This window comes from Polaromonas sp. CG_9.7 (assembly GCF_015752205.1).
Classification (GTDB): Bacteria; Pseudomonadota; Gammaproteobacteria; order Burkholderiales; family Burkholderiaceae_C; genus Polaromonas.
Genome location: NZ_JADOVG010000033.1, coordinates 1 through 15,083 on the forward strand (window position 1 = coordinate 1; position 15,083 = coordinate 15,083).

The following is a 15,083-nucleotide window of genomic DNA, read 5'->3' on the forward strand; positions in this document are numbered from 1 at the left end:
CGACAACGCTGACGGGCGCCAACACCTACACCGGCGGCACGACCATCACTGCGGGCACGCTGGCGCTGGGCAATGGCGGCACGACCGGCACCATCACCGGCAACGTGGCCAACAGCGGAACACTCGCGTTTAACCGCTCCGACGCTGCAGCCTTTGACGGCGCGATTTCGGGCACTGGCAGTGTCGAACAACGCGGCACCGGAACCACGACGCTTTCGGGGGTGAACACCTATTCAGGCGGCACTTCCGTGCTGAACGGAACATTGGCGGGCGGTGCTGCCAGCCTGGGCAGCGGCGCGATTGTCAACAATGCAGCGCTGGTGATTGACCAGGCAGGCGACGGGTCACTGAACAATGTCCTCTCCGGCGCAGGCCGCATCACCAAGACGGGCGCGGGCGCTCTGACGCTGGGCGGCAACAGCGCGGCCTTTGCGGGCAGCACACAGGTGACCGCCGGAATGCTGGCGGTCAATGGCTCGCTAGGCGGCGCGGTGACTGTGGGCAACGGCGCGCGTCTGGCGGGAACCGGCTCGGTCGGCAACACGGCGGTGCAGTCCGGTGCGACTGTCGCGCCGGGCGGCAACAGCATTGGCACACTCAACGTGGCCGGCAACCTGACGCTGGCGCAAGGCTCGGTTTACCAGCTGAACGCCGCTTCCGATGGCCGCAGTGACCAGCTCCGCGTCAGTGGAGTGGCTGCGCTGCAAGGCGGCAACGTGTCGGTGCTGGCCAGCGGCAACTTTCAGCCGACCACCACTTATTCCATCCTCACCGCTAACGGCGGCGTGTCAGGGCAGTTTGCCGGCGCGACCACTGACATGGCCTTTTTGAATCCCTCCCTGACCTACAGCCCCCAGAACGTGACCCTGCGCCTGCAGCGCAACCAGGTGAGCTTGCAGAACATTGCGCAAACGCCCAACCAGCGCGCGGCTGCGGGCGCCCTGTCTGCACTCGACACCGGTCCGCTGTACAGCGCTATCGTCCAGTTAAACGCAGCCAATGCACGAACCGCCTTCGACAGCCTGTCTGGCGAGGTGCATGCTTCGCTGAAGTCGGCAGCTTTTGAAGACAGCCGCTTTGTGCGCAACGCCAGCCTGGGCCGCCTGCGCGAGTCGTTCGACACGCCTGCCGCCACAGCCACCGACGCGCCCGCAGCCTCTGGCAGCGGCGTGTGGGTACAGGCCGTTGACTCGTGGGGCAGCACCGATGCAGACGGCAATGCGTCGTCGCTTGAGCGGACCACGCGCGGCATCTTCCTGGGCGCAGACACCCGCGTGGGCGACGACTGGCGTGTGGGCGTGCTCGGCGGTTACAGCAAAAGCCGCGTGACACCAGACGACCTCCCTTCGTTGGCAAAAACCGACACCTACCATGTCGGTGTCTATGGCGGCAAGCAATGGGGTCAACTCGGACTGCGCGCGGGCGCGACATACAGTGCTGGCAAGGCCGATACCCGCCGGGACATTGCGTTCCCGGGGTTCAGCGGCCAGACGACTGCGAAATACGACATCAACACAACCCAGGCTTTTGGTGAACTCGGCTGGAAGATGCCGATGGCGAACGGTTCGCTGGAACCCTTTGCCGGCCTGGCGCATGTCAAGCTGAGCACCGATGGCTTCACCGAAAGCGGCGGCGTTGCCGGGCTCAGCGGCAGCAATAGCAGCACGCACGCCACCTACAGCACGCTTGGCTTGCGCGGCACCACCAACGCCGGCATGCCGAACAACCAGACCCGCCTTCGCGGACTGGTCGGCTGGCGCCACGCTTTTGGCGATGTGACCCCGACCTCTGCCCTGGCATTGGCGGGCCAGCCCGGCTTTAGCGTGGCTGGTGTTCCGATCGCCAGGAACGCACTGGTGCTCGAAGGTGGCATCGACTTTGCGGTGAGCCGCAACCTGACGATGGGCGTTTCCTACGTCGGCCAGGCCTCAAGCCAGGTGAGCGACCATGGCATCAAGGCGTCACTGCTCTGGAAATTCTGAACCCGCGGCCTGGAGCAGTTATTCGTCGCTCCAGTTCCGGCCGGGCAGACAGGCGGACAGGAAAAACTTTTTTGGGAGTGTTCTGATCAGTATCCAAAAAGCTTATTGCGCAATCAGGACGCACACTGGCAGCTATCTAAAAAATAGCATGCTGGTGACGCCTGAACCCTGCGCAAGCCGCAAACAACGGGTTGTATCTGAATCATCCTGGCCAGCAAACGAATTTATTGGATCAAAAAGGCTTCTTGCGCATGCTGTTTATATTCAGACAGCTTTTAATTCGATAGCAAAAACGACAAGCTTATTGAACAGAGCAATTGCCAGTCAAGCGAAGCCTTTTCTTGCCGTCCGTCTTTCCACAGCAGCACAGCCCTGCAACGCCTGTGACCTGACACCCAAAAGCCCTGCCGCACCAACACGCGACAGGGCTTTTTCAAGGCTGTTCCGGGCTGCAGAACCTAGAAGCGCCAACCCAGGCCCACGCCAAACAGCAACGGATCGGCCTTGAATTTGCCAATCTTGGCGCCTGCCAGCATCACATCGGTGCGGATCATGACTTTTTTCAGGTCCAGATTAAGGTACACGCTTTTTGCCAACGGAATGTCCACGCCGACCTGCAAGGCACCGCCCCAGCTGTGGTCGTCCATGCCGACACCCGTGAGCAGGTCTACCGAATTGAATCGCGTGTAGTTGATGCCGGCGCCCACATAAGGCTTGAAACCATTCATGGGAAAGTGGAACTGAGCCAGCAGCGTGGGCGGCAGGTGCTTGAAAGTGCCCACCTTGGTATTGAGGACGCTGGACGTCAGGGTCTGCTTTTGAGGAACAGTCAGGATCAACTCCAGCGCCACGTTGGGGCTGAAGAAGTAGCTGAGGTCCACCTCGGGAATCCATTTGTTGTTCATGGAAAGGCCAAGGCCCGTGCTGTCACCGTTGGCACTGTCCAGACGTACCGCGCGGGCGCGCACCATCCACGGGCCTTCTGAGGTTTGTTGTGCAAAGCAAGCACCCGAGATCAGGGTGGAAAAAATGGCGGCGGCAACGAGTTGTTTTTTCATGATGGGCAGCTGACAAAGGATGGGGAACATTCCCAAGCCATATTGGGCTCGCCCGGTAAACCCCAGCATTTGACATGGCGCAATGGTTTGCCAGCGCATCTTGCCGTGCTACTGCAGCTTGCGGCGGATCAACGAATCACTTTGTCAAAAGGCAAATTTCGTTGTTTGTAAACAACGTCTTACAGTATCTTTCAAGCCGCACTGTCGCGCAGGGCAGAGACAGTTTTTTATCCCTCGTGCAAAGCACCCGCACAAGGTGACGGATGCCACGCCACCCATGAACTGCAATTCAGGGCTTCTGCAGGGAGTCCGGTGTTCGCCGGCCGGCCAGCCCGCCCTTGCGACCGGCTTCGCGTGCTTCTGTGGCATTGAACTGGTGTGCATTGCCGCTGGCATGGGCTGCCTTGCCGCCTCTGCTGGCAATCTGGCGCTGCCGCTCCGGGTCCATGGAGGCAAAGCCACGACGGCTGGAGGCTTTGCGCTGGTTGCGGTTGTCCGCATCTTGGGTATTGTCTGGATTGTTGGACATGGGCTTCCTGAGGTCGATGGAAAAAGGAAACTCAAGTGTGCAATCCGGTCAATCGGCCCCGCCGTCGGCTTTGGAGCCTTTGAAAAGTAGGAAACATCCCATGCGCCAGGGTGCGCAAAACTGAGTTTCCTCGCCTTGCGCTGCGGCAATGTACCTGCCAGAGGGCAAGGCATCAGCGAACCTGTCAGTCTGCACGCAGTCAACGAAGGCAATGGTGTTGCCAGCAGATGCGTCTGGTCGTGTCAGCGCCCAACCGTGCCGAGCCAACAGTTCGGGCCAGACATCAGACTGCGGCCAGCGCCTGCTCCAGATCAGCCAGCAGGTCGTCGATGTGCTCGATACCGACCGACAGACGCACCATGTCCACGCTGACGCCGGCTTTGGCCAACTCAGCCGCGTTGAGCTGGCGGTGCGTGGTCGAGGCTGGATGGCAGGCCAGCGATTTGGCATCGCCGATATTGACCAGGCGGGTGAACAGTTGCAGCGCGTCCTGAAAACGCGAACCTGCCGCCATCGCGTCAGCCGCCGACTTGACGCCAAAGCTGATGATGCCCGAGGCCTTGCCCGCCATGTACTTCAGCGCCAGTGCATGGTCGCGGTGCTCCGGCAGGCCGGCGTAGTTGACCCAGGCCACCTTCGGATGGTTTTTCAGGAAATAGGCAACGGCCAGGGCGTTGTCGCAGATACGGTCCATGCGCAGCGCCAATGTCTCGATACCCTGCAAAATCTGGAAGGCCGCCATCGGGCTCAGTGCGGCGCCCATATTGCGCAGCGGCACGACACGCGCGCGGCCAATGTAGGCGGCGGCGCCCAGCGCCTCGGTGTACACCACGCCGTGGTAGCTCACGTCGGGCTCATTCAGGCGATTGAAACGCTCTTTGTGCTCGGCCCAGGGAAATTTGCCGCTGTCAACGATTACGCCGCCCAGCGTGGTGCCGTGGCCGCCCAGGTACTTGGTCATCGCATGCACCACGATGTCGGCCCCATGCTCGAACGGGCGGCACAGATAGGGACTTGAAACGGTGCTGTCCACCATCAGTGGCACACCGGCGGCATGCGCCACCTCGGCCAGCGCCGCAATGTCCGTCACGTTGCCCAGCGGATTGCCAATGGACTCACAAAATACGGCCTTGGTGCGCGCATCGATCAGCGGCGCAAACGAGGCCGGATCGCGCGGGTCCGCAAAACGCACCTCGATGCCTTGTTGCGGAAAAGTATGGGCAAACAGGTTGTAGGTGCCACCGTAGAGCGCCGACGACGCGACAATGTTGTCGCCCGCTTCGGCAATGGTCTGGATGGCAGCGGTAATGGCCGCCATGCCCGAAGCCACCACCAGTGCGCCGATGCCGCCTTCAAGCGCCGTCATGCGCGCTTCCAGCACCGCATTGGTCGGGTTCATGATGCGGCTGTAGATGTTGCCCGGCACCTTCAGGTCGAACAGGTCCGCACCGTGCTGTGTGTCGTCGAAGGCGTAGGCCACGGTCTGATAGATGGGCACCGCGACGGCCTTGGTGGTCGGGTCGGGCGTGTAGCCGCCATGAACGGCGATGGTCTCGATTTTCATTGTTTTCCTGTACAAAAAATCCAAAGGCCAGCAGGCCGGATGGCAAGCGCCTGATCGGACGCGGCAGTCAAGCATAGGCGGTTTTCCGCCTTGCATGAGCTCAAAGGCCAGGCCTGTGGAAATTCCGTTGTCAAATAAAAATTGATAGCAATGAATCCTTTAATAGCCAGCGCCAACTGTAAATTTGATACCTATCTTGCCGAAAAAGTTATTTCAATGCGCCAAACACCTTCTGCAAAATAGCACTGCCGGAACCGACCGGGTCCTGGCGGATTTTTCTTTCCTCCTCGCCAATCACAAGGTACAGGCCGTCAAGCGTCCGGCCGGTGACGTACTGCTGGATGTTGGCGTCTTCCTTTTTCACCAGGCCGAAGCCGGCCGCCTTGCCGGCAAAGTCGTTGTACTTCTGCGCCAGACCGACTTTTTCGGTCGCCCGGTTGACGACCGGCAGGAATTTCACACCCAACGGTGTACGCGTCTTTTCGGCAAAGAAACTCGTGACCGAGGTGTCCCCACCGGTCAGGATGTTCTTGGCATCGTTGACATTCATAGAACGCACGGCGCCCACCAGCAAGTCCTTGCCCATTGGCACGGCGGATTCAGCGGCCCGGTTGATGGCCATGACCAGTTCGTCAATCCGCCGGCCCTGTCCAAAGTTTTTCAGCAGTTTTGACGCATCTTCTAGGTAACTCGGCAAAGGAATGCGAACTTTTGGGTTGCCGAGGAATCCATCCGTCTTGCCGAGCAGCGAAACAGCCATCAAGGCGCCTTTTTCAAGCGCTGTTTTCAAGCCGCTGCTGGCTTCGGCGTTGGTCAGGTCGCCCAGCGACAAAGCATGGGCGTGGCCATAAGCGGCCCATAGCATCAAGCCCAGCGCACCGGCACCGGCCTGGTTAAAATTTCGACGTTGCATGAAGAGGTCTCCGATGAAAAGAATTTCTCCCCTGCCAGTATGCCGCATGGTGCTGGCGGGCGCACTGGCCATTGGGGGCGCGGCTTTCCTGAGCGGCTGCAGCGGCGCCCAGGCCGCGCCCGAATCAACCTTCGTGCTGCTCGACGGCAGCCGGCAAACGACGGCCGACCTGAAGGGCCAGGTGACACTGGTGAACTTCTGGGCCACCAGTTGTGTGACCTGCGTGGCCGAAATGCCGAAGATTATTTCCACATACAACAAATACCGGGCACAGGGCTACGACACACTGGCCGTCGCCATGAGTTACGACCCGCCCGCCTATGTTGTCAATTACGCCGAAACCCGTCAGTTGCCGTTCAAGGTCGCCATCGACAACACCGGCGCCAATGCCAAGGCCTGGGGCGATGTGCAACTGACCCCGACGACTTTCCTGGTCAACAAGCGAGGCCAGATCGTCAAGCAGTTCGTCGGCGAGCCTGACTTTGCAGCCCTTCACCAGCTGATTGAAAAGCTGCTGGCCGAAACCTGAACCGCTTTACTTCAAGCGCCCATGAAAAAGGCAGGCTCCCGCAAGGGTCCGGCCTTTTTTACCAAGCCTGCCACACGCACAGCCCAGCGATCTTCACCCAGCAGGGGCCGCGGGACTGGCTTCGCCAGACCGCAGGTGCAGCGGCCCCTCGGGGGCAATGAGTTAAGCCAAGCGAACGACTGTGGGGCTCTATCACTTATTCCGGAAAGTGTCGTGGCATGACTTGCAACTGTCGGCCGTTGCGCCAAACGAGGTCTTCAGTGCATCCAGGTTGCCGGTCTTGGTCGCGGCAGCCATTTTGTCGGCTTCAGCCACCAGCTTCTCGCTAGCGGCCTGGAACTTGGCCTGCTCGGTCCAGACTTCCGACATGGCCTTGCTGCGGGGGTCCTTGTCGGTACCGGGACCAAAACCGGCCCATGGCAGTCGGGCCATCACCGCCACCAGTTGGGCATTGTCCGCCGCGACCTTGGCATCGAACGGCACCTTGCCGTTGGCCATGGCGCCCAGACGACCAAAATGCGTGCCCATGACAGACAACGCGCTCTGGCGGTATTTGACCGCATCTTCAGGCTTGGCGAACTGGGCCGAAGCCGGAACAACCACGGTCAGCAAAGTGGCTGCAGTGGCAAGGCAAGCAAAAAATTTCATAAGATTCCTTGTGACTTTTCAAGATGGGTCAGAACGACAACGCTGTTACGCTTATTGTCGGACTGCTGAAGTTTAGCCAGTGGTGATAAATTTCGCCGAAATTTGTCGGCTGCGGTAAATCACCAGCACCCCAACATTCGAACAAATCTGTTGTCGCTATAAAAAACAAACCGGGGTACGGATGCACAACAACACAACATTGACCAAAGTACGCGTTTGGGATTTGCCCACACGGCTTTTTCACTGGGGACTGGTCATCGGTGTCAGCGGTCTGGCCATCAGCGGCACAGTTGGCGCAAGCGCCATGGTCTGGCACTTTCGCTTCGGCTATACGGTGCTGGCACTGCTGCTGTTCCGCATCGTCTGGGGTCTGGTCGGCGGTCGCTGGTCACGCTTTGGCGCCTTCATCTATGCGCCGCAAAGCCTCATCAATTACCTCAAAGGCAAGGGCAGGCCAGAACACAGCGTAGGCCACAGCCCGGTCGGTGCCCTGTCGGTCTTTGCATTACTGGCAATCCTCGTGCTTCAGGTGAGCAGCGGCCTGGTCAGCGACGACGAGATTGCCTTCGCCGGTCCGCTGACGGCCTTCGTTTCCAACGCCACAGTCAGCGTGGCGACCAACTACCACGCGAATATCGGCAAATGGATACTGCTGGGCCTGGCGGTGCTGCATATTGTCGCCATCGTGTTCTACCTGCTGCGCAAGCAAAATCTGGTGCATGCGATGGTGCATGGCGACAAGGAACTGGTGCGGCCGGCGCCTGCGTCGCGTGATGATTTGGCGTCTAGAACCGCTGCGCTGCTGCTCTTTATGCTGTGCGCAGGACTGAGTTACTGGATTTCCACACTGGACTCCGTCGCCTTTTAAAAAGCCCATCCTTGGCAAGGCGCTAAACTGGTGGCCGATTTCCCTCCAAGCGACACCGTGCCACGACCCACCCTCCAGTTCATCACGCCCGACTCTCCCGAGCGGCTGGCCGCCACGCGGCAGATCTTTACCGAATACGCCACGCAGTTGGGCATCGACTTGTGTTTTCAGAATTTCGATGCCGAACTGGCCGACCTGCCGGGTGAATACAACGAACCCCGCGGCGCCTTGTTGCTGGCGCTGGTGGATGGAGAAATCGCCGGCTGTTGCGGTTTGCGCGCCCTGGATTCGGTCGATTACCCGAATGCAGCCGAAATGAAACGGCTTTATGTACGCAAGGCGTTTCGCCGCTTTGGCCTGGGTCGGCAATTGGCTGAAGTGATACTGGACAAGGCACGCATGGCGGGCTATCAAAGCGTGCTGCTGGACACCCTGAACGACATGGAGTCCGCCCGGGCACTGTATTCCGATCTGGGCTTTGAAGACATCCCACCCTACTATCACAACCCCATGGCAGGCGCCCACTATCTGAAGGTTGATTTATAGTGGAATTTCAAGTAAAAAATGGCTTTCCCGCAAGACCAGCATGCAAATCTAGCTACTAAAATCATAGTAGAAAATCAGCGTCTGCATTACGCGATCCCAAAAGTATCGGCCATAAAAAAAGCCGCCTGGTTGAAGACCGGCGGCTTGAAAAATCAGGCTGGAGATCAGGCAGTGGCTTGAGCCAGCAGCGTTTCGGCATCGCTGACTTCAAACTTGCCCGGCCCTTCGACATTCAGGCTCACGACCTTGCCATCCTTGACCAGCATGGAATAACGGTTGCTGCGAAGGCCCAAACCCTTGCCGTTCAGATCCAGCGTCAAGCCAGTGGCCTTGGCGAAGGCGGCGTCGCCATCGGCCAGCATGCGCACCTTGCCGATGGTTTTCTGTTCGCGAGCCCATGCGCCCATCACAAATGCATCGTTTACGCTCAGGCACCAGATTTCATCAACGCCAGCGGCCTTGAATTCGTCAAACTTCATTGCATAACCGGGCACATGCTTGGCCGAACAGGTCGGCGTGAAAGCACCGGGCACGGCAAAAAGGGCAATAGTCTTGCCAGCACTGTCCTGCACCACATCGACTGGATTGGGGCCCAAACTGCAACCGTTGCCTTCAACATCGACGTACTCCATCAATGTGGCTGATGGAAGGGTGTCACCTACTTTAATCATGAATGCTCCAGGTTTTAATTTCAACGAAAAATCACGTTGCGGCACTGATTTTCTCCCATGGGACGAAGATCCGGGCTGTTGGCGGTCTTTTGCCTGGAAATGATCAGCTTGCCACGTGCGAAAAGCAATAAAAAAGGCCCACAAAGTGGGCCTTTTTTAGAGCGCATGCGCCAAGTCCTGCGACTTAAACGATAGCCGCTTTTTGCACCAGGCGGGTCACAACCCAGTTCTTGGTCTTGGAGATCGGACGGCTTTCTGTGATCTCGATCACGTCGCCTGTCTTGTACTCGCCTTTTTCGTCATGGGCATGGTACTTGCTGGACAAGGACACGATTTTTCCGTACAGCTCATGCTTCACGCGACGTTCGACCAGAACCGTAACGGTCTTGGCGCGCTTGTCGCTGACGACCTTGCCAACCAAGGTGCGCTTGAGGGATTTTTTAACTTCCGTCATTATTTTGCTCCTTGGCGGGCGTTGGTTTCGGCCAAAATTGTTTTGGCGCGAGCGATGGCACGGCGCGTCGAGCGCAGCGTGGCGGTATTGGTCAGTTGCTGCGTAGCTTTTTGCATACGCAGGCCAAAGTGGGCTTTTTGCAGCTCTTTGACTTCAGCTTTCAGGCCGTCAACATCTTTTTGGCGCAGTTCAGTAGTGTTCATTTCTTCATTCTCCTGATTACTGGCCAATCATGCGGCTGACGAACGTGGTGCGCAGCGGCAGCTTGGCAGATGCCAGGCGGAACGCTTCGCGAGCCAGTTCTTCAGTCACACCGACAATTTCGAAAACGATCTTGCCGGGCTGAATTTCAGCCACGTAGTATTCTGGATTGCCTTTACCGTTACCCATACGCACTTCAGCAGGCTTTTGGGAAATCGGCTTGTCCGGGAAGACACGGATCCAGATACGGCCGCCACGTTTGACGTGACGGGAAATCGCACGCCGTGCGGCTTCAAGTTGGCGAGCAGTCAGGCGGCCACGGTCGGTGCACTTGAGACCGAAGTCACCAAATGCAACGGTGTTGCCACGGGTGGCGACACCCGTGTTACGGCCTTTTTGCTCTTTGCGGTATTTTCTGCGAGCGGGTTGCAGCATTTAAATTCTCCGTTAGTAGACCGATTACTCGGTCTTGGCACCGTCAGCTGCTGCAGCTGGCGCGGCTTTGCGGACGCGCTTAACGGTGTTGTTCGGGGCTTCGGCGCCAGACGCCTCAGCCGGCTTGTCGCTGCCGTCAGCCGGTGCGGTGTTGCCACCGACCGCACTGCGTGGGGCGCGCGGAGCACTGCGAGGCGCTCCACGGTCCGGACGGTCACCCGGACGGGCATCGCGACGCGGGCCGCGCGGCTTGCGCTCTTCGTCAGCCACTTCGATCATCTTGGCGCCTGTGCCGTCGTTGCGGCCCAGTGTGTCACCTTTGTAAACCCAGACCTTGACACCGATGATGCCGTAGGTGGTCTGTGCTTCCGAGGTGCCGTAGTCGATGTCTGCGCGCAGGGTATGAAGGGGCACGCGACCTTCGCGGTACCACTCGCAACGAGCAATTTCGATGCCGTTGAGGCGACCCGACGACATGATCTTGATGCCCAGGGCACCCAGACGCATTGCGTTTTGCATGGCGCGCTTCATGGCACGGCGGAACATGATGCGCTTCTCAAGCTGCTGGGTGATGCTGTCAGCGATCAGCTTGGCATCAATTTCAGGCTTGCGAACTTCTTCGATGTTCACTGCAACCGGCACGCCCAGCTGGCGGCTCAGTTCCTTCTTCAGGGCTTCGATGTCCTCGCCTTTTTTGCCGATGACAACACCCGGACGTGCCGAGAAAATCGTGATGCGGGCATTCTTGGCAGGGCGCTCGATCAGAACGCGCGACACGGCAGCATTCTTCAGCTTTTTCTTCAGGTACTCGCGCACCTTGATGTCTTCGGCCAGCATGCCGGCGAAGTCACGGTTGTTGGCGTACCAGCGGCTGGACCAGTTGCGGCTGATTGACAGCCGAAAACCGGTTGGGTTGATTTTTTGTCCCATGTCTGCCCTTAGTTTCCAACGACCACGTACACATGGCACGTAGGCTTGCTGATGCTGTTGCCGCGGCCTTTGGCGCGCGCGGAGAAACGCTTGAGCGTGGCGCCTTGTTCGACGTAGATGGTTTTCACCCTCAACTCGTCGATATCGGCACCGTCGTTGTGTTCAGCGTTGGCGATGGCGGACTCCACAACCTTCTTGATGATTCCAGCAGCTTTTTTCTGCGTGAAGCTCAGGATGTTGAGTGCTTGATCCACTTTCTTGCCGCGGATCAGGTCAGCGACCAGACGGCCTTTGTCGACCGACAGACGAACGCCCCGGAGGGTTGCACGTGTTTCCATGGTCTTTCCTTACTTTCTCACAACTTTTTTGTCAGCCGGATGACCTTTGAAAGTCCGGGTGAGTGCGAACTCGCCCAGCTTGTGGCCAACCATTTGATCGGTGATGTAGACAGGGACGTGCTGCTTGCCGTTGTGCACGGCGATGGTCAGGCCGATGAACTCGGGCAGGATCATGGAGCGGCGCGACCAGGTCTTGATCGGCTTTTTGTCTTTGTTGGTAACGGCTTTGTCAGCCTTTGCTACCAAGTGGTGGTCGACAAATGGACCTTTTTTGAGTGAACGTGTCATTTCCTGCCCTTACTTCTTGCGACGCGAAACAATCATCACTTGCGTGCGCTTGTTGTTGCGGGTGCGGTAGCCCTTGGTCAGGTTACCCCATGGATCGACAGGATGGCGACCTTCGCCGGTCTTGCCTTCGCCGCCACCGTGTGGGTGATCGACCGGGTTCATGACCACACCGCGAACGGTTGGGCGAATGCCCATCCAGCGCTTGACACCCGCTTTGCCGAGGCGGCGCAGGCTGTGTTCTTCATTGGCAACTTCACCAATGGTGGCGCGGCATTCGATGTGGATCTTGCGAACTTCACCGGAGCGCATGCGCACCTGGGCATAAGTGCTTTCACGGGCCAGCAGCGTCGCGGATGTACCGGCGGAGCGGGCGATTTGCGCACCCTTGCCGATTTGCATCTCGATGCAGTGGATCGTGGAGCCCACGGGGATATTGCGAATCGGCAGCGTGTTGCCGACGCGAATCGGTGCTTCAGAACCGCTCAGGATCGTGGCACCGACTTCAAGGCCGCGAGGGGCGATGATGTAGGCGCGCTCGCCGTCTGCGTAGCAGATCAGCGCAATGTGGGCCGTGCGGTTGGGGTCGTACTCGATACGTTCGACCTTGGCCGGAATGGCATCCTTGTTGCGCTTGAAGTCAACCACGCGGTAGTGGTGCTTGTGACCACCGCCCTTGTGGCGAACTGTAATGTGCCCGTTGTTGTTACGACCGGATTTCTGGAATTGTGGCTCCAGCAACGGCGCGTAAGGCTCACCCTTGTGCAGGTGGTCCCGGGAAATCTTCACCATGCCGCGCATACCCGGCGAGGTGGGTTTCATCTTAATGACGGCCATTATGCGGACTCCCCACCGAGGTTCAGCTCTTGACCGGCCTGCAGCGTCACGTAGGCTTTGCGCAGGTTGTCCCGGCGTCCTACAGACTTGCCAAAGCGCTTGGTCTTGCCTTTGATGTTCAGTACGGCCACAGCCTTGACGTTCACCTTGAACATCAATTCCACAGCGGCCTTGATTTCATATTTGGTAGCGTCCTGCAGGACCTTGAAGGTGACCGAATTGGATTTTTCCGCAATCATCGTGGCCTTTTCGGACACGATGGGAGCGACCAAAACCTGCATCAGGCGGCCTTCGTTGTATTTGGTTTGGGCGTTCACGGCGCTCATGCAAACATCTCCTTGAGTTGGTCCATGGCGGCCTTGGTCACGAGCACTTTTTTGTAGTGCACCAGTGACAACGGGTCGGCATAGCGGGGCTCAACAACCAGGATGTTGACCAGGTTGCGCGATGCCAAGTACAGATTTTCGTCAACCTGATCAGCAATCACCAGCACCGAATTGAGATTCATGGCCTTGAATTTGTCAGCCAGAACTTTCGTCTTGGGTGAATCCACGGTCAAGGAGTCAACCACAGCCAGGCGGCCTTCGCGCGCCAGTTGCGAAAAGATCGAAGCCATTCCGGCGCGATACATTTTCTTGTTGATCTTGTGCGTGAAGTTTTCATCAGGCATGTTCGGGAAAATACGACCGCCGCCGCGCCACAATGGCGAAGACGTCATACCTGCACGTGCGCGACCCGTTCCCTTTTGTTTAAAAGGCTTCTTGGTCGAGTGACGAACCTGCTCACGGTCCTTCTGGGCACGCGTACCCTGACGGGCATTGGCCTGGAAGGCCACGATCACCTGATGAATCAGGCTTTCGTTGTATTCGCGACCAAATACGGTATCGGACACGTCCACTTTGGACGATGACAGACCCTGGTCATTCAGGAGTTCGACCTGCATCAGTTCGCTCCTTTGGCAGCGGTTGGTTTGGCCTTGATGGCGGCGCGAACCGTCACAAAACCGCCTTTGGAACCAGGCACGGCGCCGCGGATCATCAGCAGTTGACGGGCTTCGTCAATGCGTACGATGTCGAGGTTTTGCGTGGTGATGGTGCAGTCACCCATGTGACCCGTCATGCGTTTACCAGGAAACACACGACCGGGATCCTGCGCCATGCCGATGGAGCCGGGCACATTGTGCGAACGGCTGTTACCGTGCGACGCGCGCTGCGACTTCATGTTGTGACGCTTGATGGTGCCGGCAAAGCCTTTACCGATAGACGTGCCCTGCACATCCACCAGCTGTCCCACAGCGAAAATATCGGCTGCGGGCACAACCGTGCCAGCAGCGTATTTGCCTGCGACATCAGCCGTCACGCGGAATTCTTTCAGGATTTCACCAGCTTCAACACCTGCTTTTGCAAGGTGGCCGGCAGCCGGCTTGGTCACGCGCGATACTTTGCGCGAGCCAAATGCCACTTGCAGGGCATCGTAGCCGTCATTTGCTTCGGTTTTAACCTGGGTCACGCGGTTGTTAGACACATCTACCACTGTGACAGGAACTGTGTCCCCATCATCAGTGAACAGACGCATCATGCCCACCTTGCGGCCCAGCAACCCGAGGGAGTTGCTCAGACTCATGATTTTCTTTCGTAACTTCCACCGCTGCGACTTCAATTGGCCGCAGACGTTTTGATGTGAAAGACTGTTAATAAAACTACCCCTGGCATGCTCAGTTTCCAATGCCAAATTCAGGACAGCCTAAAAGTATAGCGCAGACTGCCAAAAATGGCAAATCCGCGCTAGACAGGAGAAATAGATACGGCACCGGTGTTGGGTTTTCACCCAGCCATAGCCGGATCCGCGTCCTACTCCAATTACTGCAGCTTGATTTCGACGTCCACGCCTGCAGGCAGATCGAGCTTCATCAACGCATCAACGGTCTTGTCCGTTGGGTCAACAATGTCCATCAGGCGCTGGTGCGTGCGGATTTCCAACTGGTCACGACTCGTCTTGTTGACGTGCGGCGAACGCAAGATGTCAAAACGCTTCATGCGTGTTGGCAATGGCACAGGGCCCTTGACAATCGCGCCAGTGCGCTTGGCAGTGTCAACAATCTCGGCGGCTGACTGGTCAATCAGTTTGTAGTCAAACGCTTTGAGACGGATACGGATTTTTTGCTTGGTGGCCATGGTAATTCCTTGAGTTGATTCTTTGGAATTACGCGAGGATCTTGGCAACAACGCCAGCGCCCACGGTACGGCCACCTTCGCGGATGGCGAAGCGCAGGCCTTCTTCCATGGCAATCGGGTT

General features: G+C 58.2%; 22 protein-coding genes and 1 pseudogene. 5 read left to right on the top strand and 18 right to left on the bottom strand.

Annotated elements, in window-relative coordinates:
• A partial coding sequence (locus IWX87_RS18980) for an autotransporter domain-containing protein (RefSeq protein ID WP_196865073.1) occupies positions 1 to 1,982 on the top strand: 1,982 nt, incomplete at its 5' end.
• A 458-nt stretch (positions 1,983 to 2,440) separates the two neighbouring features.
• Here the strand turns inward: IWX87_RS18980 and IWX87_RS18985 are convergent.
• The 4 genes from IWX87_RS18985 to IWX87_RS19000 all read right to left on the bottom strand — a co-directional run bounded on the left by IWX87_RS18985 (position 2,441) and on the right by IWX87_RS19000 (position 6,046).
• Entirely contained in the window at positions 2,441 to 3,040 is a 600-nt protein-coding gene (locus tag IWX87_RS18985) for an OmpW family protein (RefSeq protein ID WP_196865074.1), read from the bottom strand.
• Between the two features lie 289 nt (positions 3,041 to 3,329).
• Positions 3,330 to 3,569 (bottom strand): KGG domain-containing protein, encoded by a 240-nt coding sequence (locus IWX87_RS18990; RefSeq protein WP_196865075.1) that lies wholly within the window; start codon positions 3,567 to 3,569, stop codon positions 3,330 to 3,332.
• A 283-nt stretch (positions 3,570 to 3,852) separates the two neighbouring features.
• Positions 3,853 to 5,133 carry an O-acetylhomoserine aminocarboxypropyltransferase/cysteine synthase family protein gene (locus tag IWX87_RS18995; RefSeq protein WP_196865076.1) on the bottom strand — a complete coding sequence of 427 codons (1,281 nt, stop codon included), beginning with the start codon at positions 5,131 to 5,133 and terminating at the stop codon, positions 3,853 to 3,855.
• Between the two features lie 208 nt (positions 5,134 to 5,341).
• Positions 5,342 to 6,046 (bottom strand): DUF4197 domain-containing protein, encoded by a 705-nt coding sequence (locus IWX87_RS19000; protein WP_196865077.1) that lies wholly within the window; start codon positions 6,044 to 6,046, stop codon positions 5,342 to 5,344.
• A gap of 13 nt (positions 6,047 to 6,059) precedes the next feature.
• On the opposite strand from IWX87_RS19000, the gene IWX87_RS19005 reads away from it, so the two are divergent.
• Positions 6,060 to 6,575 (top strand): TlpA disulfide reductase family protein, encoded by a 516-nt coding sequence (locus IWX87_RS19005; RefSeq protein WP_196865078.1) that lies wholly within the window; start codon positions 6,060 to 6,062, stop codon positions 6,573 to 6,575.
• Positions 6,576 to 6,767: 192 nt separating this feature from the next.
• Here the strand turns inward: IWX87_RS19005 and IWX87_RS19010 are convergent, their stop codons facing one another.
• On the bottom strand, positions 6,768 to 7,223 hold the full coding sequence (locus IWX87_RS19010; protein WP_196865079.1) for a cytochrome c: 456 nt from the start codon (positions 7,221 to 7,223) through the stop codon (positions 6,768 to 6,770).
• 181 nt (positions 7,224 to 7,404) lie between these two features.
• Between IWX87_RS19010 and IWX87_RS19015 the strand changes: the two genes are divergently transcribed.
• Genes IWX87_RS19015 through IWX87_RS19025 form a run of 3 tightly spaced genes read left to right on the top strand, consistent with a single transcriptional unit; the run spans position 7,405 to position 8,817 of the window.
• Positions 7,405 to 8,091 carry a cytochrome b/b6 domain-containing protein gene (locus IWX87_RS19015; RefSeq protein ID WP_196865080.1) on the top strand — a complete coding sequence of 229 codons (687 nt, stop codon included), beginning with the start codon at positions 7,405 to 7,407 and terminating at the stop codon, positions 8,089 to 8,091.
• Positions 8,092 to 8,148: 57 nt separating this feature from the next.
• Complete coding sequence (locus IWX87_RS19020; protein WP_196865081.1) at positions 8,149 to 8,637, top strand: GNAT family N-acetyltransferase; 489 nt, start codon at positions 8,149 to 8,151, stop codon at positions 8,635 to 8,637.
• A gap of 18 nt (positions 8,638 to 8,655) precedes the next feature.
• Positions 8,656 to 8,817, top strand: a complete 162-nt coding sequence (locus tag IWX87_RS19025) for a hypothetical protein (RefSeq protein ID WP_196865082.1) — start codon at positions 8,656 to 8,658, stop codon at positions 8,815 to 8,817.
• Here the strand turns inward: IWX87_RS19025 and IWX87_RS19030 are convergent.
• From IWX87_RS19030 to IWX87_RS19090, 13 genes and pseudogenes are all read right to left on the bottom strand, one after another.
• The gene (locus IWX87_RS19030) at positions 8,802 to 9,308 is read right to left on the bottom strand and encodes a peroxiredoxin (RefSeq protein ID WP_196865083.1); all 507 of its coding nucleotides are present in this window, start codon (positions 9,306 to 9,308) and stop codon (positions 8,802 to 8,804) included. The genes IWX87_RS19025 and IWX87_RS19030 overlap by 16 nt on opposite strands.
• A 184-nt stretch (positions 9,309 to 9,492) precedes the next feature.
• Positions 9,493 to 9,762 carry a 30S ribosomal protein S17 gene (gene rpsQ, locus IWX87_RS19035; RefSeq protein ID WP_036807019.1) on the bottom strand — a complete coding sequence of 90 codons (270 nt, stop codon included), beginning with the start codon at positions 9,760 to 9,762 and terminating at the stop codon, positions 9,493 to 9,495.
• Complete coding sequence (gene rpmC, locus IWX87_RS19040) at positions 9,762 to 9,965, bottom strand: 50S ribosomal protein L29 (protein ID WP_196865087.1); 204 nt, start codon at positions 9,963 to 9,965, stop codon at positions 9,762 to 9,764. The genes rpsQ and rpmC overlap by 1 nt, the downstream gene beginning before the upstream one ends.
• A gap of 16 nt (positions 9,966 to 9,981) precedes the next feature.
• A complete protein-coding gene (gene rplP, locus IWX87_RS19045) occupies positions 9,982 to 10,398 on the bottom strand; it encodes a 50S ribosomal protein L16 (protein ID WP_029526555.1) in 417 nt (138 codons plus the stop codon).
• Positions 10,399 to 10,422: 24 nt separating this feature from the next.
• Positions 10,423 to 11,328 (bottom strand): 30S ribosomal protein S3, encoded by a 906-nt coding sequence (rpsC, locus tag IWX87_RS19050; protein WP_196865084.1) that lies wholly within the window; start codon positions 11,326 to 11,328, stop codon positions 10,423 to 10,425.
• A gap of 8 nt (positions 11,329 to 11,336) precedes the next feature.
• A complete protein-coding gene (gene rplV / locus IWX87_RS19055) occupies positions 11,337 to 11,666 on the bottom strand; it encodes a 50S ribosomal protein L22 (RefSeq protein WP_196865085.1) in 330 nt (109 codons plus the stop codon).
• Between the two features lie 9 nt (positions 11,667 to 11,675).
• A complete protein-coding gene (gene rpsS / locus IWX87_RS19060) occupies positions 11,676 to 11,954 on the bottom strand; it encodes a 30S ribosomal protein S19 (protein ID WP_007866503.1) in 279 nt (92 codons plus the stop codon).
• Between the two features lie 9 nt (positions 11,955 to 11,963).
• The gene (gene rplB, locus IWX87_RS19065; RefSeq protein WP_196865086.1) at positions 11,964 to 12,788 is read right to left on the bottom strand and encodes a 50S ribosomal protein L2; all 825 of its coding nucleotides are present in this window, start codon (positions 12,786 to 12,788) and stop codon (positions 11,964 to 11,966) included.
• A complete protein-coding gene (gene rplW / locus IWX87_RS19070) occupies positions 12,788 to 13,114 on the bottom strand; it encodes a 50S ribosomal protein L23 (RefSeq protein WP_036807029.1) in 327 nt (108 codons plus the stop codon). The genes rplB and rplW overlap by 1 nt, the downstream gene beginning before the upstream one ends.
• The gene (gene rplD / locus IWX87_RS19075; RefSeq protein ID WP_011799638.1) at positions 13,111 to 13,731 is read right to left on the bottom strand and encodes a 50S ribosomal protein L4; all 621 of its coding nucleotides are present in this window, start codon (positions 13,729 to 13,731) and stop codon (positions 13,111 to 13,113) included. The genes rplW and rplD overlap by 4 nt, the downstream gene beginning before the upstream one ends.
• Positions 13,731 to 14,411: a 50S ribosomal protein L3 gene (gene rplC / locus IWX87_RS19080; protein WP_196865088.1), complete on the bottom strand. Its 681-nt coding sequence runs from the start codon at positions 14,409 to 14,411 to the stop codon at positions 13,731 to 13,733. The genes rplD and rplC overlap by 1 nt, the downstream gene beginning before the upstream one ends.
• 236 nt (positions 14,412 to 14,647) lie before the next feature.
• A complete protein-coding gene (gene rpsJ / locus IWX87_RS19085; RefSeq protein ID WP_007838118.1) occupies positions 14,648 to 14,962 on the bottom strand; it encodes a 30S ribosomal protein S10 in 315 nt (104 codons plus the stop codon).
• 28 nt (positions 14,963 to 14,990) lie between these two features.
• A pseudogene (locus tag IWX87_RS19090) lies at positions 14,991 to 15,083 on the bottom strand (elongation factor Tu); the annotation flags it as partial.